The sequence below is a fragment of the Mesorhizobium sp. USDA 4132 genome (genome assembly GCF_056279545.1).
On the sequence record NZ_JBWCCP010000002.1, the window covers coordinates 815,962 to 836,737 of the forward strand.

Here is a 20,776-nt window from a genome sequence, read left to right on the forward strand (position 1 = left end):
AATTATGTTTAATTTTGTTTCTGCGATTCCGCCACGGACCCTGAATCCACGGGTTCGTCAGCACTGGCGGCCAGCCTCAATCTTCAATTCGGGGAGCGCCCCGCGGCGGTCGTCCTTCCCGAAGCGTCGCTTTAGAAGCAGCAGGAAATCGTCGACAAAGGTGAAGATGACGGGGATAACGACGAGGCTGAGGACGGTGGAAGTCATCAGGCCGCCGATGACGACGATCGCCATTGGTTGACGGAAGCTCGCATCGCCACCGCTGAGGCTCAGGGCCACGGGGAGCATGCCACCGCCCATGGCAATCGTCGTCATGACGATCGGGCGGGCGCGCTTATGGCAGGCGTCGACCAGGGCGTCGAAGCGCGAGAGGCCGGCGCGTCGCGACATGATCGCGTACTCGACCAGCAGAATCGAATTCTTCGTCACCACGCCCATCAGCATGAGCAGGCCGATCAACACGGGCATGGAGAAGCTGGTTCCGGTCAGCACCAGCGGCAGCAGCGCGCCGCCAAGCGAAAGGGGAAGCGCCATCAGGATCGTCAACGGCTGGAAGAAGTCCTGGAAGAGCAATACCAGAACGGCATAGATGCAGAACACGCCGATCCCCATGGCGATGGCGAAGTTGTCGAAGAGTTCCGAGCTGCGCTCCAGTTCGCCCTGTTCGACGAGCCTGACGTCGTCCGGAAGGTTTTGCAGGGCGGGCAGCGCCTGCGCTTCACGATAGACGTCGCCGAGGATACGGCCGTTGAGTTCGACCGATAGCGTAACGTTTCGCGAGCGGTCGATGCGGCTGATCTCGGACGGACTGCCCCCGATGCGGATGTCGGCGACCGAACCGAGATCGACGCTGCCCCTGGCACCGGCAACGCGGAGATCTGCAATATCGTCAAGCGTCGTTCGGTTGCCGGGATCGAACCGGACGCGGATGGGAAGCTGGCGCTGGGGCAGGTTGAGCTTGGCAAGCGAGGAGGAATAATCCCCGCTCGTGGCCACGCGAACCGCTTCGGAAATCGCTTCTGCCGTGACGCCGAGGGCGGCGGCGCGATTGAGGTCCGGGACGATCTGGACTTCCGGGGCCTGTAGGGAGGCGCTGGAGGTCACTGCGCCGATGCCTCGAAGGCCTCGCAGCTGTTCTTCGAGTGCTCCCGCCACGCGGTCGAGCGCTCCGGAATCGTCGCTGGCGAGTGTTATTTCCAGCGTCGTACCGTTGCCGCCCGTACCCACTTCGATCCTGACACCCGGGAGAACCGCGAGCGCTTGCCGGATGTCGTTTTCGATCTCGGCCTGCTTGCGGCTGCGTTCGCCGATCTTCTTCAAATCGGCGACAAGCGAGGCGGTCGCCGTATCGGCGGTCGTCGAGGAATCGATCATGTCATCCGACGAGGCGCTTCCGACGGCGGAAAACACCCGCGTGACGTCCGGCAGACCGGAGACGATATCTGCCGCCCGCCGCGTCATGGCGTCCGTTTGTTCAATCGGGCTGCCGGGCTGAAGCGTCAGAGTGACCTTGGTCTGCGAATCGTCGGATGCGGGCAGGAAGCCGGCGCTGAGCATGGTAATCGTCGAAAGCGAGAGCCCGAGAAATATGCAGACGCCGAGGACCGTCAGCTTGCGATGGCGCAGGCAGGTTTTGACGACGGCCATGTAGGCGCACATGATCCGGCCATCCCTCTGCGCGACGGGATGCGCCTTCATCAGATAAGCGGCCATCATCGGCGTCAGCAGGCGTGCGACGACCAGTGAAGCGAGAACCGCTACCGCCGCTGTTATGCCGAACTGGCGGAAGATCAGGCCGGGAATACCGCTCATGAAAGCGGTCGGCAAAAAGACCGCGACGAGCGTCAAGGTCGTGGCGACAACGGCAAGGCCGATTTCATCGGCGGCCTCGAGCGCCGCTCCCTTCGGAGTTTTTCCCATTTGCAGGTGGCGCGCGATATTCTCGATCTCGACGATCGCATCGTCGATGAGGATGCCGACCACGAGCGAGAGGGCGAGCAGCGTCACTGTATTGAGGCTGAAATCCGCCAGATACATCACGAGAAAAGCCGGGACGACCGAGAGCGGCAGCGCCACCGCCGAAAGCAGGGTCGCCCGCCAGTCGCGCAGGAAGAGCCAAACCACCACGACCGCCAGGATTGCACCTTCATAGAGCATGCGCAGGGAGCCGTCGTAGTTTTCGATGATCGGCCCGACCGTGCTGTAGGCCTGGACGATCTCGACATCGGGGTTGGCTGCGCCAAAGTCCTGCATGGCCGCTTCGATGGCGGCCGCGACGCCCGTATCCGAAAAGCCGTTGGATCGTTTCACCTCGACAGCGATCACGGGTTCGCCATCGAGATGAGCGATCGACGAGCGGTCGGCAAAGCTGTCCGTCACCGAGCCAATCTCGGCCAGCTGCACCAGCTCTCCGCTCGGAAGCGGGATTGCGAGCGCCTTCAGTTCTTCGACGGAGGATACCGCCCCAAGTGTGCGAATCCCCTGCTTGCCGCCGCCGATCTCAGCCCGGCCGCCCGATGTGTCCGACTGCACGGACTTGAGCTGCGAGGAAACGGTCGCGGCGCTGAGGCCGAGCGCGCTCATGATCTGGGGGTTGAGGTCGATATGAACTTCGCGCTCGATGCCACCGATCCGGCTGACCTCGCCGACGCCGGACACCGAAAGCAGGGCCTTCGTCATGTCGTTGTCGACGAACCAGGAAAGTTCCGTCTCGTTGAGGCGGACGGAGCGCACCGCGTAGGTGAGGAGGGTGGAGCCCTGCACCGTCACCTTGGTCACGCCCGGCGCCTGCATCTCGGAAGGCAGGTCCCCGCTCGCACTATCGACGGCATTGCGCACCTCGTTCAGTGCTTCCTCGCTGTCCTTTCCCAACTGGAACGAAACATTGATGATGACCGAGCCGTCCGTGACCGTCGTCGTGATGTGGTCGAGGAGGCTCAGCGATGCGAGCCTGTCTTCGATCTTGCGCGCGACTTCCGTTTCGAGCTGCGCCGGCGCGGCTCCTTCAAGCGAGGCGCTGATCTTGATCGTCGGCAGATCCATGTCGGGAAAGTTCTGTACCGCGAGCCGGTCGAATGCAATCAGGCCGCCGACGGTCAGCAGGATAAACAGCAGGATGGCGGGAACCGGATTGCGGATCGACCAGGCGGAGAAGTTCATCGCGATTCTCCCTTTTCGAGCTGGACGAGAGCATCACCCGTCACCCGGACGAAGGACTTGTCCGAAAGAAAAGCACCACCCGTCATCACGACGCCGGTCGAGCGGTTAAGGCCAGAGAGGATTTCCACTTCGCTGCCATTGCGGCGGCCGGTTTCCACACGAACGCGTGACGCGCGGTTGTCTGCATCCACGGTGAAGACGTAAGCGATGCCGTCGCGCAGGACGAGCGCCGTCTCGGGCACGGTGAGCGCCGCAGTTGTCTCAAGCTCGATCTGGCCGGTGACGTAAAGGCCGATGGGCGGACGCGCCGCCGCCGGCAGCGCCACATAGGCGAGCGCCCGCCCGGTATCGGTGCTGACCGTCGGTGCGACAAGCCTAACGGTTCCTTTGACGCGTCGGTCACCTGGACCGACGATCGTGGCTGTCAGGCCTTGCCTGATGCGAGGCAAATAGCGTGCGGACACTTCCGCCTGCCATTCGACACGCTGTTGGCGGATCATGCGGAACAGTTCCGTGCCCGAGGAGACGACGGCGCCGAGTTGGGCCGAGCGGGACGTGATCAGTCCATCGTCCACGGCCAGAATAGTCGCCTTGGCCAGTTTGATCTTCTGGCTTTCCAGCAAGGCTTCGGCGGATTCCACCCCTGCCATCGCCGTCTGTTCGGCGATCAGGTATTCGTTGATCTTTTCATCCGACAGCACGCCGCTCCCTTGCACCTTGCGTGCCCGGTCGGCATTCGCCGTCGCCTTGGCGAGGTCCGCCCTGGCACTTGCCAAGGCGGCCTCCTGGCTACGCAGTTCTGCACGCACGGTTTCGTCGGCAAGCCGGACGAGGGGCTGACCCTTCGAAACGACCGATCCGACATCGACAAGGACGGCGGTCACACGCAGGCTATCGGTTTCCGCAGCGATGACCGCTTCATGCCAGGGTTTCAGCCAGCCGCTGGCCGGTACCGTTTCAGGCCATCGGCGTTCTGCGGGATGGGCCACGGCGACAGTAAGCGCTGCCGCCTTGTTCTGTTGCCCAAGCACAGGCTCCGCCGCGGAAGCAAGGTTCACGCTCACGAAGAGGGCGAGAAGAAGAGTTGTCGGTCGCATCGGTTGAATCTGCTTTGCTGCACCCTGCCGGACGCTTAGAACTTGTACCCGACCATCAGCATCGCTGACGGCTGTACGTCGTTCTGAACGATCGGACTATCCTTCGCATCGCCGGTCAGGAAACCGACCGCTGCCTGGCCACGGATAACCCAGTGTTCGGTCGCCATATATGTGACAGACGCCTCGATATCGAAGCGTTTCAGGCCAGCGCTTGCCTCATATTGCCGCAATCCCGATCTCGCAGACTGGGCAGCGGTTACCCCAAAATAGCTTTTCATGTAGTTGTCGTCGGCAAACGTTGCAGAAGCGCCAGCGGAAAGAATGAAACGATCGTAGTGATGCGAGACATTCGCACCGACCTGACCGAGAAGTCCGTCGCTCCCGCCGATCGTCTTGTCGACAGACGCATAAAATTCCATCGGTCCCCATTCATACGAGAGCTTCGTTCCGACGACAGCCCCAGCGTCGATGTCGCCAAGCCCTCTCAGGTGAGAGGAATCGTCTTCATCCCGCCCACCCCCGATGTCGTAACCGCCCTTCACCGTGAGCTTAAAACCGTTGGACTTCAGCACATCGACTTCCAGCCCGCCCGGATCGATCGTGACGCGATCACCGAAGGTCGCGGAAATCATGGGAATGGGGACCAGCTCGAACTCGTCCGATCCTTCGAATTTCGGTGCATACATGGCTCCGGCGCCGACCATAACGTTCCAGTCGGAAAGCTTCTGGCGTATCCCGCCAAACCGTCCCTTGTCGAAGCTCGCGGTCGCGGGGATAGCAGCCTCTTCACCCTCGTAAGGGTCGGCAGCGCGTGCCTCGGCAAGGGGGCAAGCGACAACTGCGAGCCCCGCAGCGATGGCGACACGCCGCGGTCGGCTTAAAAAGGACTTGGTCAATGACATTCAAATTGGCTCCTGGGATCCGGTAGAGAGTTTTCGGCATGCAGGCGTGAAAGCCCGACGCACCGGCCTCTTGCGGAGCGCACTGTCCCAGACGACGCCGTTAACTTGGGTTTTGTGATGTTAAGAAATGTTGTCCCGGTCGATGCCGCTGGCCTGCAGGAGGCGGCGGCTGCAACAAAATCAAATAAAACCAAACACACGCTTGCACCGGCAAGGGCTAGATTTTCTCATCTCCGTATGAGGAACTCGCTATGTCTATCGAAACAACTCACCCCAAGAGAATTCTTGTGTTTCTGCCCGTGGCGGCGGCCAATGCGATCGTCGCGAAACTGGCGAGCCATGGGCATGACTCCGTGGCGGTATCGACGTTTCCGGAGGCTTTTATTGCACTCCGTTCGGATCATTATTCCTTCGCCATAACGACACGACCGGAGATCGATCTCCTGCGCAATATCCGCTCCATACCAGTGGTCAATCTCGAGGTTTTCTTCCACACGGAGCCTTCCGGCGATGGTCCGCTGGTAACGTCAAAACGGTTCGACAGCAGCGCATTCATGAAACGGATCGAGTTTCTTGTTCAGCCTATGGCGACAAGAGTTGAACCCGCAGGCGCCGAGCGGGCAAAGAACGAAGCGGTGCGAGAACCTAAGACGCCCCGATGGTGGGTGGCGGTAAAATCCATGTTGGGTTTGCCGCGCCGGCGAGAAGGATTGAAGGATGTTCGATCCTAAGAGGCATCCAACCCGTCAGTGCAAATCAACACATTGACGGATTTGTCTTCGCGAGGTTTTTTCGCATCGGTAGCGCCTTCGACTTAAATCGGACGCAATCCCCTCGGCATTCGCAGAACATGACATCGTTCCGCCAGTTGGTCTCCGTCAGTCTTTCGGTTCTCGCGGGGTTAGCCGCCGCCGGTGCTCCGACAGGGGCCGAGGCCCATCCTCATATTTTCGTCGATGCGAAGTTCGAGGCGGTGGCGGGCGCGGATGGCAGCCTCGCGGAGGTGCGAGACACCTGGCGCTTCGATGAAGTCTTCTCCTCTTCGGTGCTCCTCGACTACGACAAGAACCGCAACAACACTCTCGATCCCGCGGAGGTGGCTGCGGTGGCCAAGACGGTTCAGGAATCCCTTGATCGGTACAACTACTACACAAACGTGACGATCAACGGCAAACCGTTGGCGCTGGCCAAGCCAGATGCCTTGCACGGCACCTACGAGAACGGCTACCTCACCCTGTCATTCAGTCAAAAGCCAGTGCAAAAGACGCCGTTGAAGGGATTGATCGTGTTCGGCGTCTTCGATCCGACCCTCTATACCGCGCTGGACTTTTCAGACGACGCGGCCCTGAAGACGTCAGGCAACAGTTTCGGCCACTGCGCGCGCAAAGTCGTCAGGCCGGATTCGAAGGAGATCCTGGCAGAAAACCAGGCGATGCTGACGACCATGTTCTTCAGCGACCCGATGGGAAGCGACTATTCGCAGATCGTTGCGACGAGGCTGGAGGTCCGCTGTTAAGTCTTCCTCAACCATGATGGCCGACCTTCACAAATGTCATTCCCGGAGAGTGTTCGTGCACCCGAAGCTCATACTTCTCAAATATCTTGGATTTTTATCCGCTGTCGCCTGTCTATCTGCGCCTTCCGCATCCTTCGCCTCGGAAGGCGCGTCCCGGCTCCCGAATTGGCTGAACGCCCATGTCGGCGCCGGAAACGGCCAGATCGCGCCGATGGTGCTGGAAAGGGCACGTGCGCTTTATCAGGAAAAGCTGTCGCAAGGTAAGATCAGGAACGCCTGCTACTTCGCCATGGACGCCACGCGGCCGAACGACCTGACCGAAGCGCCTGCAGGGGGGCGGTTCTACATCATCTGTGAGGCTGAGCAGTCCTTTCGCGTAATTTCGTCGGGGCACGGCGGGGGGCGCAACCTGCCGGGCGTCGCAAACTTCACCAATGGACGGCAGTGCGCGAAGAACTTCGGCAATGCCCTCAACTCCAATCTGACCGCAGGCGGGGCCTATCTGACCAGCGAGATCAAGACCTCCTTCAAGGGCTACTACGGCGTTTCCCCAAAGCAGGAGACGGTCCTGACCAGGTCGTTCGTGCAGTTCGACGGCGTCGGAGAGACTGCGAACGCCAGGCAGCGCGCGATAGGCGGACATGCCTCCGCACTCGTCTCCGGCATCTGCATGATGAAGAAGCCGGATAGTCCATACGCCAACCGCGACGGATATGTTCCCCGTGGCAAGCTGGTAACCTATGCGGGCGGCCGCAGTGATGGCTGCACCAGCTGGTCGCCATCGGAGACGCCCCAGGTGCTGTCGATGGTCAACGACAATCCGACGACCCTCTACGTCTATCCGGAGTCAAAAGACATCGCGGCTGTCTCCAAGGCACTGGCGACGGGCAAGGCACCGGAGAAATCAGGACTTTACTGGAACGCCACGTGCCTGCAGGAGATCGGCGCGCCGAAGTTCTGGGCGAAGGAGACGCTGGAGCCGATCATCACCAAATACACCCAGGATCATCCCGCACCGCCGCCAAGGCCGGTTCCGATATGTGAAGGCTTCCTTTGAGGTTCGACTGGACTGACCACACGAAAACTCTGACCTCGCGCCCTCAACCTTGGCTTTGACCCAAGTGGATAAATAGGGCTAACATCCACGTCAGCAGTGGCCTCTCTCTTGCGAGAGCGCTGCGCTCATGGAGATGCAGATGAGGCGCGCGCTTTTCCTCCTGAAACTGACGACGATCCTGATCGGGATGACCTATTCGGCGTCCGGCGCCTATGCAGGTCCCCAGTCGGTTCTTTGGAGCGCCTTGCGGCCTGCGGATCAATCGAGATTAGATGTCGCGTTACCAGGCATGGCGTCCAGTCGCTCCCAGGGCGAAACACTCGCGTGGCGTGACGAAAGCCGTGCAGTAGAGCTGACCGGGTTCATCCTGCCCGTCGATCAGGACGGCGATCTCGTCTACGAGTTCATGCTGGTGCCCTGGGCTGGAGCCTGCAGCCACAGCGCGGCTCCACCGCCCAACCAACTGGTCCATGTCGTAGCAGACGAGCCATTCCATCTTTCGAGGGTTTACGAGGTCGTCACCGTGACGGGGAACCTGCGACCCGGCTTGGACAAGGCCCAACTCTTCATCATGGACGGTGTGCGCGTCCTCGACTACGGCTACAGCATGAGCCATGCTGAGGTCGCGAGAGCGACCGATATCGCGGATCCCGACCTGAAGTCGATTTCACCGTTCGGCGTGCTTGCGCGATAAACGTTCGATCGGCTGGTGGTTCACGGCGCTGGTAATCGATCATCAGGAAACCAGACGAAAACGCAGTCACTCCTGGCCGTCGTCAAAAACCCGGTTCATCACGGAGACAGTCAATGCAACCGCTGTCCCCGGCCAGATCATCAGCATCGGGTGATCGAAGATGAACACACGATACTCGAACAGCATCGATCCCCAATCCGGCTTCGACGGGTCGGCCCCGAGACCGATGAAGGCGAGCGAGGCGTAGGCGACTGCGGCAAGTCCCGCTTGGTTGCCGACATAGGCGAACATCAGCGGCAGAGTATTCGGCAGAAGATGCCCGGTAATCATCCGTGCCGGCGCAACGCCGAGGCTCCTCGCTGCCAGCATGAACGGCTGGCCGAGCACCCGCTGACTGAGCGAATGCGCAAGCAGCGCATGCGGCCCGACGCCAGCCAAGCCGAGCGCCAGTCCGGCGCTGAGCGGCGACAGGCCGAAAATCGCCGCCGCCGTCAGTGCGACGATGAGCGTCGGCATCATGATGAAGAACTCGCAGAAGCGCAGGATCACCTTCTCGCGCCAGCCACCAAGGACGGCGGCGGCGGTGCCCAGCAGGGTGCCAAACAAAAAACCGATGGCGCCGACCGAGAGGATGACGCAGGCAGTCCGCCATCCGCCGGCCATGATCCGCGACAGAAGATCGCGACCGAGATGATCGGTACCGAGCAGATGGCTGGCGGTCATGCCGGAATGACGGGCAAGCATGTCAACCATATCGGGATCATAGGGCTGCCAGAAACCACCGACACAGAAAAAGACGGCGAGCGCCGCAAGCACGATCAACCGGGGCATCAGGCGAGACGCGGATCGAGAAGGCGCATGGCGAGATTGGCGCTGGCATTCAATACAAGCATCCAGACGGCAACGACCATGACATAGGCCTGCAGCACCATCTGGTCGCGCGCCGCGATGCTTTGAACCAGAAACTGACTAATACCGGCAAGGCCAAAGAGGATTTCCATGGTCGCGGTGCTGCCAATCACCCAACCCGCTTCGGAACGGACCGCCGACAAGAGGGCATAGAGAGCGCTGCGGTGGCCGTGCCGCCAGAGCGCCTGGCGTTCCGAAAGGCCTTTGGCAAGTGCCGTGCGGAAATGCGCCTGCCCGGCGGTCTCCTTCAGATCGCGCCGATAGATGCGGGAAAGCACCGCGACGGAATGCAGCGCGATCAGCAGGACGGGCAGGACGATCGCGGTCCAATCATTGGCGAAGGGTCTGACCCAGCGCAACTGCACACCAAGGACCCAGAGAAGGACAAGGCCTAGCCAAAAGGCCGGCACTGCCTGGACGAAGACCGACAAAGCCCGGCTCATCCGATCGACAATACCCCCAGGATAGGCCGCTGAGAAGAACCCGAGCGGAATTGCCAGCGCGATCGCCAGCGCCAGGCCGGCGAGACCGAGCGACAGCGAAACCGGCAGCCGTTCAACGAATTCGGCAAATACCGGCTCTCCAGTCCGAAACGAACGGCCCCAATCTCCGCCGAGGAAATCTGTCAGCCATTGGAGATAGCGAAGCAGCATAGGTTGATCGAGGCCCCACTCCGCCCTCAATGCCGCGACGGTCTCATCCGTCGCCGGCAGGCTCCAGACGCGAATGGCGATCGCAACCGGATCGGCCGGCATCAAGGTGATGACCGAGAAAGAGGCGAGCGAAATCGCCAGCAGCCCCGCTATCGATTGCATGCCGAACCTGACCAGTCGCATCACGTGGCCTTACTCCGCCTCGCCGATATCGGCGCGCAGCACGTGGTAGTCGGATCCCCACGGCTCGTAGTTCTTCAGCCGCTTCGACAGGCCGACATACCAGACGGGCGATACCAGGAAAGAGGCGGGCGCATCGTCGAACAGCTTCTGCTGGGCATCCAGCGCAATCGCCACCCGCTTTTCCGGATTGCCTTCGGTCGCAAATCGATCGAGGATCGCGTCGAAGCCACGCGAGGCATATTTCGCATAGTTCAGCGAAGCGCCGCTTCTCAGCATCGAGTTCAGGAAGAAGGCGGCATCGCCGCTCGGGGCAGTGTGCTGCGCCCAGAGCGCGATGTCGAAGTCCCCGGCCGCAGCCATCTGCTGGATGTTTTCCACCACCTGCGTATCGATGGCGATGCCGATCTTTGCGAGTTCCGCCTTGACCACCGGCAGCATGGTGACGAGATCAGGACGCTGCGGATAGGTTATGACCAGCAGACGCAGCGGCTTGCCGCCTTTTTCGCGCATGCCGCCGCTGCCTTTTGCCCAGCCGGCTTCGTCGAGGAGCGCTGCGGCCTTGGCAGGGTCGATCGGGCGTGCCTCTCTGCCCGCAAAGGGGAAATAGGAGGCGTAGGCGCCGGTGGCGGGGTCGCCACCGTTGATCGCGGTGGCAAGCTCCTTGCGGTCGAAGGCCAGATCGATCGCCTGGCGCACCTTCACATCATCCATCGGCGGCCGGGCAGTGTTGAAAAAAGCGAGATACTGGTATCCGACCGGGAACGACTTGATTGCCAGATCAGGGTTTGTCTGGAGCCGGCTCACGACTTCCGACGGCAAGCCGAAAGCCAAATCGAGCTCGCCGGCCTCCAGCGCCAGCGTCAGGGTCTGGGCATCACCGAACTTGCGGAAATTAACCGGCGAACGCTTGTCGGCGCCGGCGAAATGCACGTTGGGCTCCAGCGTGATCGAGGCATCCGTCTTGAAGGCGGAGATCCGGTAAGGACCGCTGAAGACGGCGTTGCCGGCCGAGGTGGGTTTGTAGGCGATCAGCGGCCATTCGGCGAAGAGCGCCTGGATGAAAGGCACCGGCTTTTCGGTTGTCACCTTCAGCGTCAGGTCATCGGCCGCCTCGAATGTCAGCTTGCCACCGGTGGCGAGCGCCGCCTTGTTGCTGGCGAATGTGTTGTCGAAGCCCGCCGCCAGCGCTTTGGCTGTCATCGGCGTGCCGTCGGAAAACAGGCGGCCGTGTTTCAGGGTCACGGTCCAGGTCAGGTCGCCGGTGCGCTGCGCCTTTTCGGCCAGTTCAGGCACGAGCTTGCCGTCCCGATCGACGGTGAAGAGGTTCTCGCCGACCCCGTGGCTGACCAGCGCCCAGCCGTTCGAGCCCTTGGCCGGATCCGTGCCATTGGTGATGTAGGTGGCGCCGACGCGAACCGGCTCGGCAGCGAAGACAGTGCCTGCGGTGACAAAGATGGCGGCACTGAGCCAGGCGGCGGCCAGGCGCGATAGAGTGTGCGACGTCAATTCTCTTTCCTCTTGTTCTGTTCGGATGGGGTGCGAAGCCGCTGCTTGCGGCCCGTTGGGTGATAGGCGAAGTCCTCGACGATCCCACCGCCGAGCAGGTGCTCGCCGATGATCCGGTCGATCGCATCTTCGTTGACGCCGCCGTAATAGGTTCCTTCCGGAAATACCTGCAGCACGGGCGCCAGATTGCAGGGGCCGAGACAGGTGGATTTTGCGGTCATCGTGCCGTCGCCGGCAGTGCGCAGTTTCTGCCGCTCCTGCTGGTTGCGCAGATGTCCCCAGATCACATCGGCTCCAGCCGCGTTGCAGGGACCGCCCTGGCAGACGAGCACGCGACGTTTCTGGGCCGGCACGAGCGATCCCTCGGCAACGGGCGGCGTGTCGGTCTGCGGCACGTCCAGTGCTTCGGCGGTTTCGAGCAGTTCGCCTATCAGCCGCGCCATCAACGTGCTCGAGGCGATATCCCGGGTGATCGAAAGGGCCGGCCAGCGCCGGCTATCGACCGCTTTCCAGCGCTTCAGCGATTTCGTCAGCCAGATAAGGAAACTCGGCTCCATGGGCAGGACGAGCGGCACGATAACGACGGTTTCGACATCCTCGTCGAGCAGATCGGACAGCGCGTCGCGCAGGGAGGGGGTACCCTGTTCGGTAAAGGCGACCCGAACCGTTCCGGCTCCGGTCACGCCGGCTGCAAGTTTCGCGAGCCGTTGCATTTCCAGATGCGGCGATGCCGCAAAGGCGGATTTCGCAATCAGCAGGACGGCGCGCCCGGATACGTTCTGGGAAGATAATCCCTGTGTTTTCACTGCCTTCGTCTCACTCAAGGAGGAGGCAGCAAAAATGAAGGTTGCGGCAGGCACGATGGCCCGACGGAACCGTCATTCCTGTGGCACACCCCGACCACGGAACTTCTATCGTCAGGCAGGTCTCCTGGCTCGCGGGTCAAAGCCTTCATCGTCCGTCTTCCCGGCATTGACTGCCAGTGACATGTTGGACGAACGGCTCACCGCTCACAGTTGCGGGACAGCTCCGGTTTTTACCGGATTCCCTCTTAGCTTCCATCGCGGGATGGAAGAACCTTGACGCCGCCAACCTACACTCCCTCTGCCGACTGTCAACGGCGCCGCTTCATGCCGCATCATCGCATCAATGCGATGCCCCGGAGCCGCCGACGGCAACGATCGTAAAGGGTTTTCCTTCGACGGGAATCGTACGGACCTCCTTCAGGCTTTCCGCATCGACGACGCGAACCAGCGAGTGCCGCGGATCGGTAATGACGATATGACCGTCCGCAACGGCAAGGCGCGGACGCGGATCACGCCAATGGCCGTCCTTGCTGTAGGGCTCGGTGACCTTGGCTTTGCGAACGATCTCGCCCTTGATCACGTCCAGCACATGAAGATCACCGTCCTCCGTCAGGATGTAGGCACTGCGCGGCGTTGCTGGGTCCAGCAGGAAGTCGACGCGGCGGGTGGGCAGGGCGATCAGCCGGAAGTGCTTCTCGCTGTCCGGATCGATCAGGACGATTTTGTCCTCGCCGTAGTTGCCGAGGAAGAACTGCATTGCCTTACCGCCAAGCAAGGTACCAGTCGAACCTTTCGGCATGTCAGATGGGGTAAGCGAGCATTTCCAGTTTCGGTCCATCAAGTCCGCCAGGACGGGCGACAAGAACGCCTTCCTTGCAACCGAAAGCAACCAGCAGGGACGAAGTGGCCTCGCCGTGAAGATCGGTGCATTTCGCGACGTCACCGAGCTGCTTGCCCGCTTCATCGACGACGCGAAGACCGACCCTCGGCGGCAGTTCGTCGGGCTTGGTTTCGACTTCAGTGTTTGGGACCGACACCAGCACGAAACGACCCATCGTCACCGCTACGCCGTGATGCGGCTTCGTCGTGTCGACTGTCTTCACGTCAGCCCTGCCTTCGAGAAGAGCCGTTTCGTCGATGATATCCGCCTTGCCGCCTCGATCGTAAAAGAGGATCGCATGGTCGTCATGTGGAACGACGTGGAAAGGACGCTTGCCCTCGAAAGTCACGGGCAACAGCCCCACCTCGGAAACCTCCAGGTCCCGATGCTCCCCGTGATCGGAGAAATCGATGCCAGTCTTGAGGACGTGCACGATGTCATGATCCGACTGCGTGGCGAATACGCTCCGGCCGGACGCGCTGGCGGTCAGCGCCGCAGGACCCTTGACGTCGTAGCGGCCGAGTTCCTTGCCGTTCTCGAAGTCGATGGCGCGGACGACTGGATTCGTATGATCGCCGACAAACAGGCGCCATGCCTCTTTCGTCTCATGATCATCATCGGCAAACGCTCCGGAAGCAGCAAAGATGAGGCCTGACGCGACAGCTGTCAGCAGACGGTTTCGAGTGAGAAAAGACGAGGCGGGTGACGGCCCTCGCTTGTCGATCCCGATCTCATCGACGGCGAACTTCTTTCCGTGCGGCTCCGTCAGGATGCGGTTGAGAAGCTTGGTTTTGCCAGCACCGAGATAGCCGGTCAAAACGGTCACCGGAGTTGGTTGAGATTTCTGCCGTGACATGACTTGTCTCCAGATTGACGGTAGCTTCGATCATTAGTTATTATGTTATAACATAACAAACGCGATCGTTGTCAATCCCCGAGAATGCGATGATCGACATTTGCCGGATCGCGATGCAGATCGAAACAAGACTGGCGGAGATGGACCGAGAGTGGGATGTCGAACGAACGCTGGAGACGAACGCTTCAACCGCCTTGGATGGCCGGGAGCTATCGAACTGTACTTTCCCGGACGATAAGCTCCCATTCGACGGGTGCGGTGTATGATTTGGCATCGTTGATCCGTGCGACGATCGCCTCGGCCGTCAGCTTGCCAATACGCTCGCGATCAGGGCGAACCGTCGTTAGGGAGGGACTAACGCAGCTCGCCGCCTCGTTGTCTCCAAATCCAACAACGCCGATATCTTGGGGAACGCGCCGGCCGAGTTTCCGCAGTGCCCGAAGCACGCCAAACGCAACGACATCGCTGTTGCAGGCGATTGCGTCGATCTCGGGATGGCGTTCCAGAAGCTCGGTTGCAAGCCGCTCCCCGAGTTCGGGGCTGCCGCCTTGCTGCGCCGTATGCTTGACGATGTCGGGGAGGCCGGCCGTCGCTGCCGCAGCTTCCAGCCCGCTCAAACGCTTCTGGGCGCGTTTATCGTTTTCGCGAACGCTGCCAACGAAAGCCAGGCGCCGATAACCCTGACCTATGAGATGGTTGGCTTGCGCTGCGCCGACACGTGCATGATCGAACCCAACGGCGGTATCAATCACTTCACCGCCCGTGTCCCACATCTCGATGATCGGGATGTCGGCTGCCTTGAGAAGCTCGACGACTTTCGGGGGATGGTCGACGCCGATGATGGCAACGGCCGCCGGCCGCCAGCTCAGGATGGACCGGACGAGACGCAGCTCCTGGTCGGCATTGTACCTTGTATTGGCGAGCATGACCTGCAGGTCATGCTCCAGCAAAGCTGATTGCAGCGTATCGATGATGTTGGCGAATTCGGAATAGTAGAGTGAGGTGACGACAACGCCAACAATGTCCGAGCGCGTGCCCGAAAGCCCGCCGGCGAGCCGGTTCGGCACGTAATTCAGCTCCTCCATCGCAGCATTGATCTGGCGGCGAAGTTCGATGCGGACCGTGTGCGGGGCGCGCAAGGCGCGCGAGACGGTATTGACTGAAACGCCCACCCGTTCGGCGATCGAAGCAAGGGTCGGGACGTTGCGGGCTACCTTGTCGGAAAGTTCAATCGTCATCTCAGCTCAAAAAAATCCCATGAGTGATCGTTGCGTTAACGGTAACTTTATGCCATCTTTTTGAAATGGAGGCAAGCGAAAGAGGGACCGAAGTCGTTCTTTCGCCTGACACGGCAGGCGAAAGCCAGCTATCGGCGACGCGGAGGAGCAGTATATGGCTGAAAGGCCAAACATCATTCTGATCATGACGGACCAGCAGCGCTACGACTCGATATCGGCGCTCGGGTTCCCCTATGCCGTGACCCCCAATATTGATGGACTTGTCGAAAAAGGCGTGGCGCTTACCAATTGCCACGTCAATGCGCCAAGCTGCGTTCCCTCGCGCGCAAGCCTGTTTACCGGCTACTACCCGCATACGACGGGCGTTCTGGCCAACGGCCAGGCATGGCAGCGGACATGGGTCGAGCAGCTACGTGACGCCGGCTATCGCTGCGTCAACGTCGGCAAGATGCATACAATCCCCTACAATTCGGATTCCGGTTTCCACGAGCGCTACGTCGTGGAAAACAAGGATCGCTATATGGAAGGCCGCTGGTATTTCGACGAGTGGGACAAGGCGCTGGCCGCCAATGGCCTCGTCAAACAGCAGCGCGAACACTACCGTAAGCTCGACGACTATCGCGACAGGCTGGGCTGCTTCGACTGGAAACTGCCCGAGGCGCTGCATTCCGACGCCTTCGTCGGCAATATGGCGAAGTGGTGGGTCGAGACCTATCCGACGACCGAGCCGCTGTTCCTGCAGGTCGGTTTCCCCGGGCCGCATCCACCGTTCGATCCGCCGGCGCGCTATACCGAGCCGTATCTCAGGCGCAACGATCTGCCGCTGCCAAGGCCGACGAAAGAAGAGCTGCGCTCCCTCCATCAGGAGCTGAAGGACAAGCGCCAGCACGACGTGGAGGTCGATCACGACTCCGTCGTCTGGAGCCTCGACCCGTCTGAAGATCAGATGCAGCGGCTCTGGGCGCATTATCTCGGCAATGTCACGCTGATCGATGAAAAGGTCGGCGAACTGCTCGGTTCACTTCAGGAGCGCGGCTATCTCGAAGATGCCATCGTCATCTTCACCTCGGATCACGGCGAATGCCTGGGCGAGCATGGCCTGATCCAGAAATGGTCGATGTATGACGTCGTCACCCGCGTGCCGACCGTGATCTGGTCGACGGCCGGCCGGTTCGAAGGCGGCCGCACGGTCGACGGTCTCTGCCAGCTCTTCGACCTCGGCCCGACCATCCTCGAATATGCCGGCATTATGCCGCCGAAAACCTTCGAAGCAAAAAGCCTTAAGCCGGCGCTCGAAGGCAAGGACTGGACGCCGCGCGACCACGTGTTCTGCGAACAGATCGGCGACGTGGCGATGGCCGGTGGCGTCGAGTTCATGACCGGCGTGAGGAGCGATCGGTGGAAGCTCGTCCACTTCAAGGGCTCTGAGGATGGACAACTGTTCGACCTCGAGAACGATCCGAAGGAGGTGAGGAACCTCTGGAGCGATCCGGCCCATACGGAACGGAAGCACGAGCTTCTGGATGTTATGCGCGACTGGCTGATCGAATCCAACTTCAAGACGCGTGACGTCATGGCGGGTGCGCGATGAGCCATCGATATTGCCGGGACAGATCAGCTTCCCGGAGGGAGACATGACCTTGTCCATCACAACGAGCGAAGAAAAGCCCGAGCCGGCCAGCCGGCCGTCTCTCATGTCCGGTTCGATCGCAATGTTGGCGGTCAACATCGCCGCCGTGGCCGTCGGCATCATTCTCTGGGCCGTCGTGACGTCACAGGGGGTGGTCGGCCTGCCGACGCCTCTTGCCGTGGCGAAGCAGGCGGTGATCCAGGCGCAGAACGGGCTTTTGTGGTCGGATGCGATTTCGAGCCTTGGCCGTGTCTTTACCGGCTTTGCGCTCGGCATCGCGGTGGCAATCCCTGTGGGCTTCCTGATGGGCTGGTATCGCATTGCCCGCGGCATCATTGAGCCTTACGTGCAGTTCTTCCGCACCATCCCGCCGCTTGCCATCATCCCCCTGGCGATCGTCACCATGGGCATCGATGAAACACCGAAGATCTTCGTCATTTTCCTGGCGTCCTTCCTGTCGAGCGTCGTGGCGACGTATCAGGGCGTCGTCAACGTCGATAGAACGCTGATCAACGCCGCACGCGTGCTTGGTGCCAACGACTTCACCATCTTCCGGCGAGTTATCGTGCCCGCCTCGTTGCCCTACATCATGGTCGGCGTCCGCATCGGCCTCGGGTCGTCCTGGGCAACCGTCGTCGCGGCCGAACTGATCGCCGCGCAATCGGGCCTTGGCTTCCGCATGCAGCAGGCGCAGCTCTACTACGATCTTCCGACGATTTTCGTCAGCCTCATCGCGATCGGCGTGCTCGGTCTCATCATGGACCGCATCGTTCAGACGACCGATAGCGTGCTGACCGCCTGGCAGGAAAAGCTATGAACACAAAAATCTCGTTCCAAAGCGTCACCAAGACTTTCAGCATTGCGGGGCAGACCTCCTTCAACGCGTTGCAGGGGCTCAACCTCGATATCGAGGATGGCGAGTTCATCACCGTGGTCGGCCCGTCCGGTTGCGGCAAGTCGACAGCCATGAATATCGCGGCAGGCCTTACCAACCCGTCGTCCGGACAGGTGCTGGTGGATAACGTGCCGGTCAAGGGACCGGGGCCTGAACGTGGCGTGATCTTCCAGCAATACGCGCTCTTTCCGTGGCTGACTGTTCGTCAGAACGTCGAGTTCGGCCTGCAGATTGCAGGTCACCCGAAGGCGGAGCGCGGCAAGATCGCGGACCATTTCATCGGCCTCGTGGGCTTGAGCGACTTCTCGAACTCCTTGCCGAAGACGCTTTCCGGCGGCATGAAGCAGCGCTGCGCGATTGCGCGGGCCTATGCGGTCAATCCGAAGATATTGCTGATGGACGAGCCCTTCGGCGCGCTGGATGCTTTGACCCGCGTGCAGCTTCAGGATCAGTTGTTGGCCACCTGGAGCAAGGAGCGGCGCACGGTGATGTTCATTACCCACGACGTCGACGAGGCTGTTTATCTGGGGAGCCGCGTCGTCGTCATGGCTGCCCGCCCAGGCCGGCTTCACAAAATAATTCCGGTTGATCTGCCCTATCCGCGCACCGAGGAGATGCGCCTTTCGCCCGAATTCTCGACATTGCGCAACGAGGTGTGGCGGTCGGTCTACCATCCGGCCGCGGCCTGAAGCTTTCAAAAACATCGGCTGTTACAGGGAGGAAATGAACATGCTGACGAGACGTAATCTGATGAAGACGACGGCGGTCGCCGCCGCGGCGAGCGCATTTTCCATCGGCGGAAAGGCAAGCGCCCAATCCGCTGACATGACCATCGGCTACATTGCCGACTTTCCCAATGCCAGTGTCCTGGCAATCGCTCAGGACCAGAAGCTCTGGGAGGCGGAAGGTATCACGCCGTCGGTCAAAGTTTTCACCAACGGTCCGATCCAGATCCAGGCGATGGGCGCCGGCAGCTTGAATTTCGGCACGATCGGCCCCGGAGCGCTCTGGCTGCCAGCGAGCGGTCGAGCCAAAGTGGTCGGCGTGAACGATATCGGATTTTCCGACCGCGTCATCGTGCAGGGCAATATCGGCACGATCAAGGATCTGAAAGGCAAGAAGGTCGGAGTGCCGCAGGGCACGTCCGGCGATATGATCCTCCGCATGACGCTCACCAAGGCAGGCATGACGGTCGGCGACATTCAGGTCGTGCCGATGGATCCTGCAACGATCGTTTCCGCGTTCACGTCAAAGCAGATTGATGGTGCCGGTATCTGGTATCCACTGATCGACACGATCAAACCGCGCGTTCCGGATATGAAGGAGCTGGCGTCCAACCAGGATTTCTATCCGCAGACGTCGTTCATCAACACCTTCGTCGCCCGCAACGAAATCGTCCAGCAGAACCCGGATCTCGTGAAGAAATTCCTGCGTGTCATGAAAAAGGCGATGGATTACCGCGCCGCGAATATCGACCGGTCCATTCAGATTACGACGGCCTTCCTCAATGCCCCGGCAGATGCGACCGAGAAGGTCGCCCGCAGCCGCAAGATGCTGACAAGCAGAGAACTGGACGCCTTCACAAGGGACGGCACAGTCAACAAGTGGCTGGCGGATTTCAACAAGATGTTTCAGGAGTTCGGCACGGTGAAGGATCCGTTGCCCCCGGAACAGTTCTATACGGGCGATCTGTTCACCAGCGCTTGAGCCTCATCTGCTCCTCTGTTGGTTGACCGGCCGCAATGTCGTGAAAAGGCGGCTCGTGGCCGCCTGATCGGATCAAGGAGGGATCAGCGCCTTTACGCAGTGGCTCCCTCGTAGCTGTCGATGTCATCGATGGACCATCCCGAAAGATGCATGTTGTGATGGTTTCACACCGCTTTCGGGATGGACGTCGGCGGACGGGCGAAAATCGGGTTGGGCTGGATCAGAACACCAGCTCCGCATCATCGACAATGTAAGGAGCGTAGCGATAATCGCGGATAAAACTGATCCGTTCGCCACTCCATTCCAACCACATGAGGTGGGTCGGTTTTGGGTCGCCTTGGGCGCTGAAAACGGCGATGACCTGCCGGCCCTCCAGCCAGGCCGGGACAAGCCATATTCCGTCGCACTTGGCGTAGATCGTGAAGAACAGACCGACGTCTGCAGCGCCGGAGCGCAGCGGATGCGAGGATTGCCGGAGTTTCACGTCCTCGGCGAGGAGCGCGCGCAGACCATTCCAGTCCCGCTGGTTGAACAACGTAACGTAGCGCACCACGGCAGGGGAGGGGGCCGTCCGGTTCGGAAGGGGGATGCTTTGCGCATTGATCTCCCGGAGCCGCGCACGTCCCCGCGCCAGATGCCCCTTCACCCCGTCAATTGTGATGCCGAGCAAACAGGCAATCTCTGCCAAAGGTTCGTCGAGCACGTCTTTCAATATAACGGCGCTGCGCTGCAGGACAGGGAGTTCATGGAACCGCGACACCGCAGTGTGCATCGCTTCTTCATGCATGAGACTCTCCAAGGGATCGAGATTGATTTCGTCGACGACGTTTTCCGCGGCCTCGACGGGCTCCGCGGCACGGATCGCCCGGCCGCGCAACAAATCCAAGGCGCGATTATGGGCGATCTTGAACAACCAAGCCCGCAGGTGCGGCGCCTCGTGCAGGTCTTCAAGGGCAACAAGAGCTTTGGCAAAGGTGTCTTGAACGACATCCTCGCCATCGATCACCGATCCCATGAGGCGGGCGCAATAGCGATGTAACTCCGGCCGCAATGCCTCGGCCAAGACTGCGAACTCAGCTCGTGTGCCG

The 20,776-nt window shown here is 60.8% G+C and carries 19 protein-coding genes and 1 riboswitch; of the genes, 8 read left to right on the top strand and 11 right to left on the bottom strand.

The window, feature by feature from the left end:
* Positions 1–57: 57 nt before the first annotated feature.
* The 3 genes from ACZ9IU_RS26540 to ACZ9IU_RS26550 are packed head-to-tail and all read right to left on the bottom strand — an operon-like array spanning position 58 to position 5,158.
* A complete protein-coding gene (locus tag ACZ9IU_RS26540) occupies positions 58–3,159 on the bottom strand; it encodes an efflux RND transporter permease subunit (RefSeq protein ID WP_040124966.1) in 3,102 nt (1,033 codons plus the stop codon).
* The gene (locus ACZ9IU_RS26545) at positions 3,156–4,256 is read right to left on the bottom strand and encodes an efflux RND transporter periplasmic adaptor subunit (RefSeq protein ID WP_040124965.1); all 1,101 of its coding nucleotides are present in this window, start codon (positions 4,254–4,256) and stop codon (positions 3,156–3,158) included. Before ACZ9IU_RS26545 ends, ACZ9IU_RS26540 begins: the two co-directional genes overlap by 4 nt.
* Before the next feature lie 35 nt (positions 4,257–4,291).
* On the bottom strand, positions 4,292–5,158 hold the full coding sequence (locus tag ACZ9IU_RS26550; protein ID WP_040124963.1) for a MipA/OmpV family protein: 867 nt from the start codon (positions 5,156–5,158) through the stop codon (positions 4,292–4,294).
* A gap of 251 nt (positions 5,159–5,409) precedes the next feature.
* Between ACZ9IU_RS26550 and ACZ9IU_RS26555 the strand changes: the two genes are divergently transcribed.
* From ACZ9IU_RS26555 to ACZ9IU_RS26570, 4 genes are all read left to right on the top strand, one after another.
* Positions 5,410–5,889, top strand: a complete 480-nt coding sequence (locus ACZ9IU_RS26555) for a hypothetical protein (protein ID WP_040124961.1) — start codon at positions 5,410–5,412, stop codon at positions 5,887–5,889.
* 119 nt (positions 5,890–6,008) lie between these two features.
* Positions 6,009–6,674 (top strand): DUF1007 family protein, encoded by a 666-nt coding sequence (locus tag ACZ9IU_RS26560; RefSeq protein WP_040124959.1) that lies wholly within the window; start codon positions 6,009–6,011, stop codon positions 6,672–6,674.
* Between the two features lie 55 nt (positions 6,675–6,729).
* Positions 6,730–7,731 (top strand): hypothetical protein, encoded by a 1,002-nt coding sequence (locus tag ACZ9IU_RS26565; RefSeq protein ID WP_051900512.1) that lies wholly within the window; start codon positions 6,730–6,732, stop codon positions 7,729–7,731.
* A gap of 139 nt (positions 7,732–7,870) precedes the next feature.
* Positions 7,871–8,425, top strand: coding sequence for a DUF3299 domain-containing protein (locus tag ACZ9IU_RS26570; RefSeq protein ID WP_040125815.1), 555 nt, complete (start codon positions 7,871–7,873; stop codon positions 8,423–8,425).
* A gap of 66 nt (positions 8,426–8,491) precedes the next feature.
* Here the strand turns inward: ACZ9IU_RS26570 and ACZ9IU_RS26575 are convergent, their stop codons facing one another.
* From ACZ9IU_RS26575 to ACZ9IU_RS26605, 7 genes are all read right to left on the bottom strand, one after another.
* Positions 8,492–9,256, bottom strand: coding sequence for an ABC transporter permease (locus tag ACZ9IU_RS26575; RefSeq protein WP_040124958.1), 765 nt, complete (start codon positions 9,254–9,256; stop codon positions 8,492–8,494).
* Positions 9,256–10,170: an ABC transporter permease gene (locus tag ACZ9IU_RS26580; RefSeq protein ID WP_244447626.1), complete on the bottom strand. Its 915-nt coding sequence runs from the start codon at positions 10,168–10,170 to the stop codon at positions 9,256–9,258. Before ACZ9IU_RS26580 ends, ACZ9IU_RS26575 begins: the two co-directional genes overlap by 1 nt.
* 9 nt (positions 10,171–10,179) lie before the next feature.
* Entirely contained in the window at positions 10,180–11,676 is a 1,497-nt protein-coding gene (locus ACZ9IU_RS26585; protein ID WP_040124956.1) for an ABC transporter substrate-binding protein, read from the bottom strand.
* The gene (locus tag ACZ9IU_RS26590) at positions 11,673–12,482 is read right to left on the bottom strand and encodes a (2Fe-2S) ferredoxin domain-containing protein (RefSeq protein WP_244447564.1); all 810 of its coding nucleotides are present in this window, start codon (positions 12,480–12,482) and stop codon (positions 11,673–11,675) included. The genes ACZ9IU_RS26585 and ACZ9IU_RS26590 overlap by 4 nt, the downstream gene beginning before the upstream one ends.
* A gap of 97 nt (positions 12,483–12,579) precedes the next feature.
* Positions 12,580–12,774: riboswitch (cobalamin riboswitch) on the bottom strand.
* 48 nt (positions 12,775–12,822) lie between these two features.
* Complete coding sequence (locus ACZ9IU_RS26595) at positions 12,823–13,239, bottom strand: hypothetical protein (RefSeq protein ID WP_498957812.1); 417 nt, start codon at positions 13,237–13,239, stop codon at positions 12,823–12,825.
* A gap of 43 nt (positions 13,240–13,282) precedes the next feature.
* Positions 13,283–14,218 carry a YncE family protein gene (locus tag ACZ9IU_RS26600; protein WP_498957813.1) on the bottom strand — a complete coding sequence of 312 codons (936 nt, stop codon included), beginning with the start codon at positions 14,216–14,218 and terminating at the stop codon, positions 13,283–13,285.
* Positions 14,219–14,427: 209 nt separating this feature from the next.
* Positions 14,428–15,456 carry a LacI family DNA-binding transcriptional regulator gene (locus ACZ9IU_RS26605; protein WP_040124955.1) on the bottom strand — a complete coding sequence of 343 codons (1,029 nt, stop codon included), beginning with the start codon at positions 15,454–15,456 and terminating at the stop codon, positions 14,428–14,430.
* A gap of 154 nt (positions 15,457–15,610) precedes the next feature.
* Between ACZ9IU_RS26605 and ACZ9IU_RS26610 the strand changes: the two genes are divergently transcribed.
* The 4 genes from ACZ9IU_RS26610 (at position 15,611) to ACZ9IU_RS26625 (ending at position 19,688) form a co-directional block, all read left to right on the top strand.
* On the top strand, positions 15,611–17,047 hold the full coding sequence (locus ACZ9IU_RS26610; RefSeq protein WP_040124953.1) for a sulfatase family protein: 1,437 nt from the start codon (positions 15,611–15,613) through the stop codon (positions 17,045–17,047).
* Positions 17,048–17,150: 103 nt separating this feature from the next.
* Entirely contained in the window at positions 17,151–17,903 is a 753-nt protein-coding gene (locus tag ACZ9IU_RS26615; protein ID WP_040125812.1) for an ABC transporter permease, read from the top strand.
* Positions 17,900–18,670, top strand: coding sequence for an ABC transporter ATP-binding protein (locus ACZ9IU_RS26620; protein ID WP_040124951.1), 771 nt, complete (start codon positions 17,900–17,902; stop codon positions 18,668–18,670). Before ACZ9IU_RS26615 ends, ACZ9IU_RS26620 begins: the two co-directional genes overlap by 4 nt.
* A 58-nt stretch (positions 18,671–18,728) precedes the next feature.
* Positions 18,729–19,688: an aliphatic sulfonate ABC transporter substrate-binding protein gene (locus ACZ9IU_RS26625; protein WP_040125811.1), complete on the top strand. Its 960-nt coding sequence runs from the start codon at positions 18,729–18,731 to the stop codon at positions 19,686–19,688.
* Positions 19,689–19,908: 220 nt separating this feature from the next.
* On the opposite strand, the gene ACZ9IU_RS26630 is transcribed toward ACZ9IU_RS26625, so the two are convergent.
* On the bottom strand, positions 19,909–20,751 hold the full coding sequence (locus ACZ9IU_RS26630) for a sigma-70 family RNA polymerase sigma factor (protein WP_437179066.1): 843 nt from the start codon (positions 20,749–20,751) through the stop codon (positions 19,909–19,911).
* Positions 20,752–20,776 lie beyond the last annotated feature (25 nt).

What these genes read in the sequence shown, in the direction of transcription:
- ACZ9IU_RS26540 (WP_040124966.1), bottom strand. Translation starts at nt 3,159, where the DNA reads ATGAACTTCTCCGCCTGGTCGATCCGCAATCCGGTTCCCGCCATCCTG.
- ACZ9IU_RS26545 (WP_040124965.1), bottom strand. Translation starts at nt 4,256, where the DNA reads ATGCGACCGACAACTCTTCTTCTCGCCCTCTTCGTGAGCGTGAACCTT.
- ACZ9IU_RS26550 (WP_040124963.1), bottom strand. Translation starts at nt 5,158, where the DNA reads ATGTCATTGACCAAGTCCTTTTTAAGCCGACCGCGGCGTGTCGCCATC.
- ACZ9IU_RS26555 (WP_040124961.1), top strand. Translation starts at nt 5,410, where the DNA reads ATGTCTATCGAAACAACTCACCCCAAGAGAATTCTTGTGTTTCTGCCC.
- ACZ9IU_RS26560 (WP_040124959.1), top strand. Translation starts at nt 6,009, where the DNA reads ATGACATCGTTCCGCCAGTTGGTCTCCGTCAGTCTTTCGGTTCTCGCG.
- ACZ9IU_RS26570 (WP_040125815.1), top strand. Translation starts at nt 7,871, where the DNA reads ATGAGGCGCGCGCTTTTCCTCCTGAAACTGACGACGATCCTGATCGGG.
- ACZ9IU_RS26575 (WP_040124958.1), bottom strand. Translation starts at nt 9,256, where the DNA reads ATGCCCCGGTTGATCGTGCTTGCGGCGCTCGCCGTCTTTTTCTGTGTC.
- ACZ9IU_RS26580 (WP_244447626.1), bottom strand. Translation starts at nt 10,170, where the DNA reads ATGCGACTGGTCAGGTTCGGCATGCAATCGATAGCGGGGCTGCTGGCG.
- ACZ9IU_RS26595 (WP_498957812.1), bottom strand. Translation starts at nt 13,239, where the DNA reads ATGCAGTTCTTCCTCGGCAACTACGGCGAGGACAAAATCGTCCTGATC.
- ACZ9IU_RS26600 (WP_498957813.1), bottom strand. Translation starts at nt 14,218, where the DNA reads ATGTCACGGCAGAAATCTCAACCAACTCCGGTGACCGTTTTGACCGGC.
- ACZ9IU_RS26605 (WP_040124955.1), bottom strand. Translation starts at nt 15,456, where the DNA reads ATGACGATTGAACTTTCCGACAAGGTAGCCCGCAACGTCCCGACCCTT.
- ACZ9IU_RS26610 (WP_040124953.1), top strand. Translation starts at nt 15,611, where the DNA reads ATGGCTGAAAGGCCAAACATCATTCTGATCATGACGGACCAGCAGCGC.
- ACZ9IU_RS26615 (WP_040125812.1), top strand. Translation starts at nt 17,151, where the DNA reads ATGTCCGGTTCGATCGCAATGTTGGCGGTCAACATCGCCGCCGTGGCC.
- ACZ9IU_RS26620 (WP_040124951.1), top strand. Translation starts at nt 17,900, where the DNA reads ATGAACACAAAAATCTCGTTCCAAAGCGTCACCAAGACTTTCAGCATT.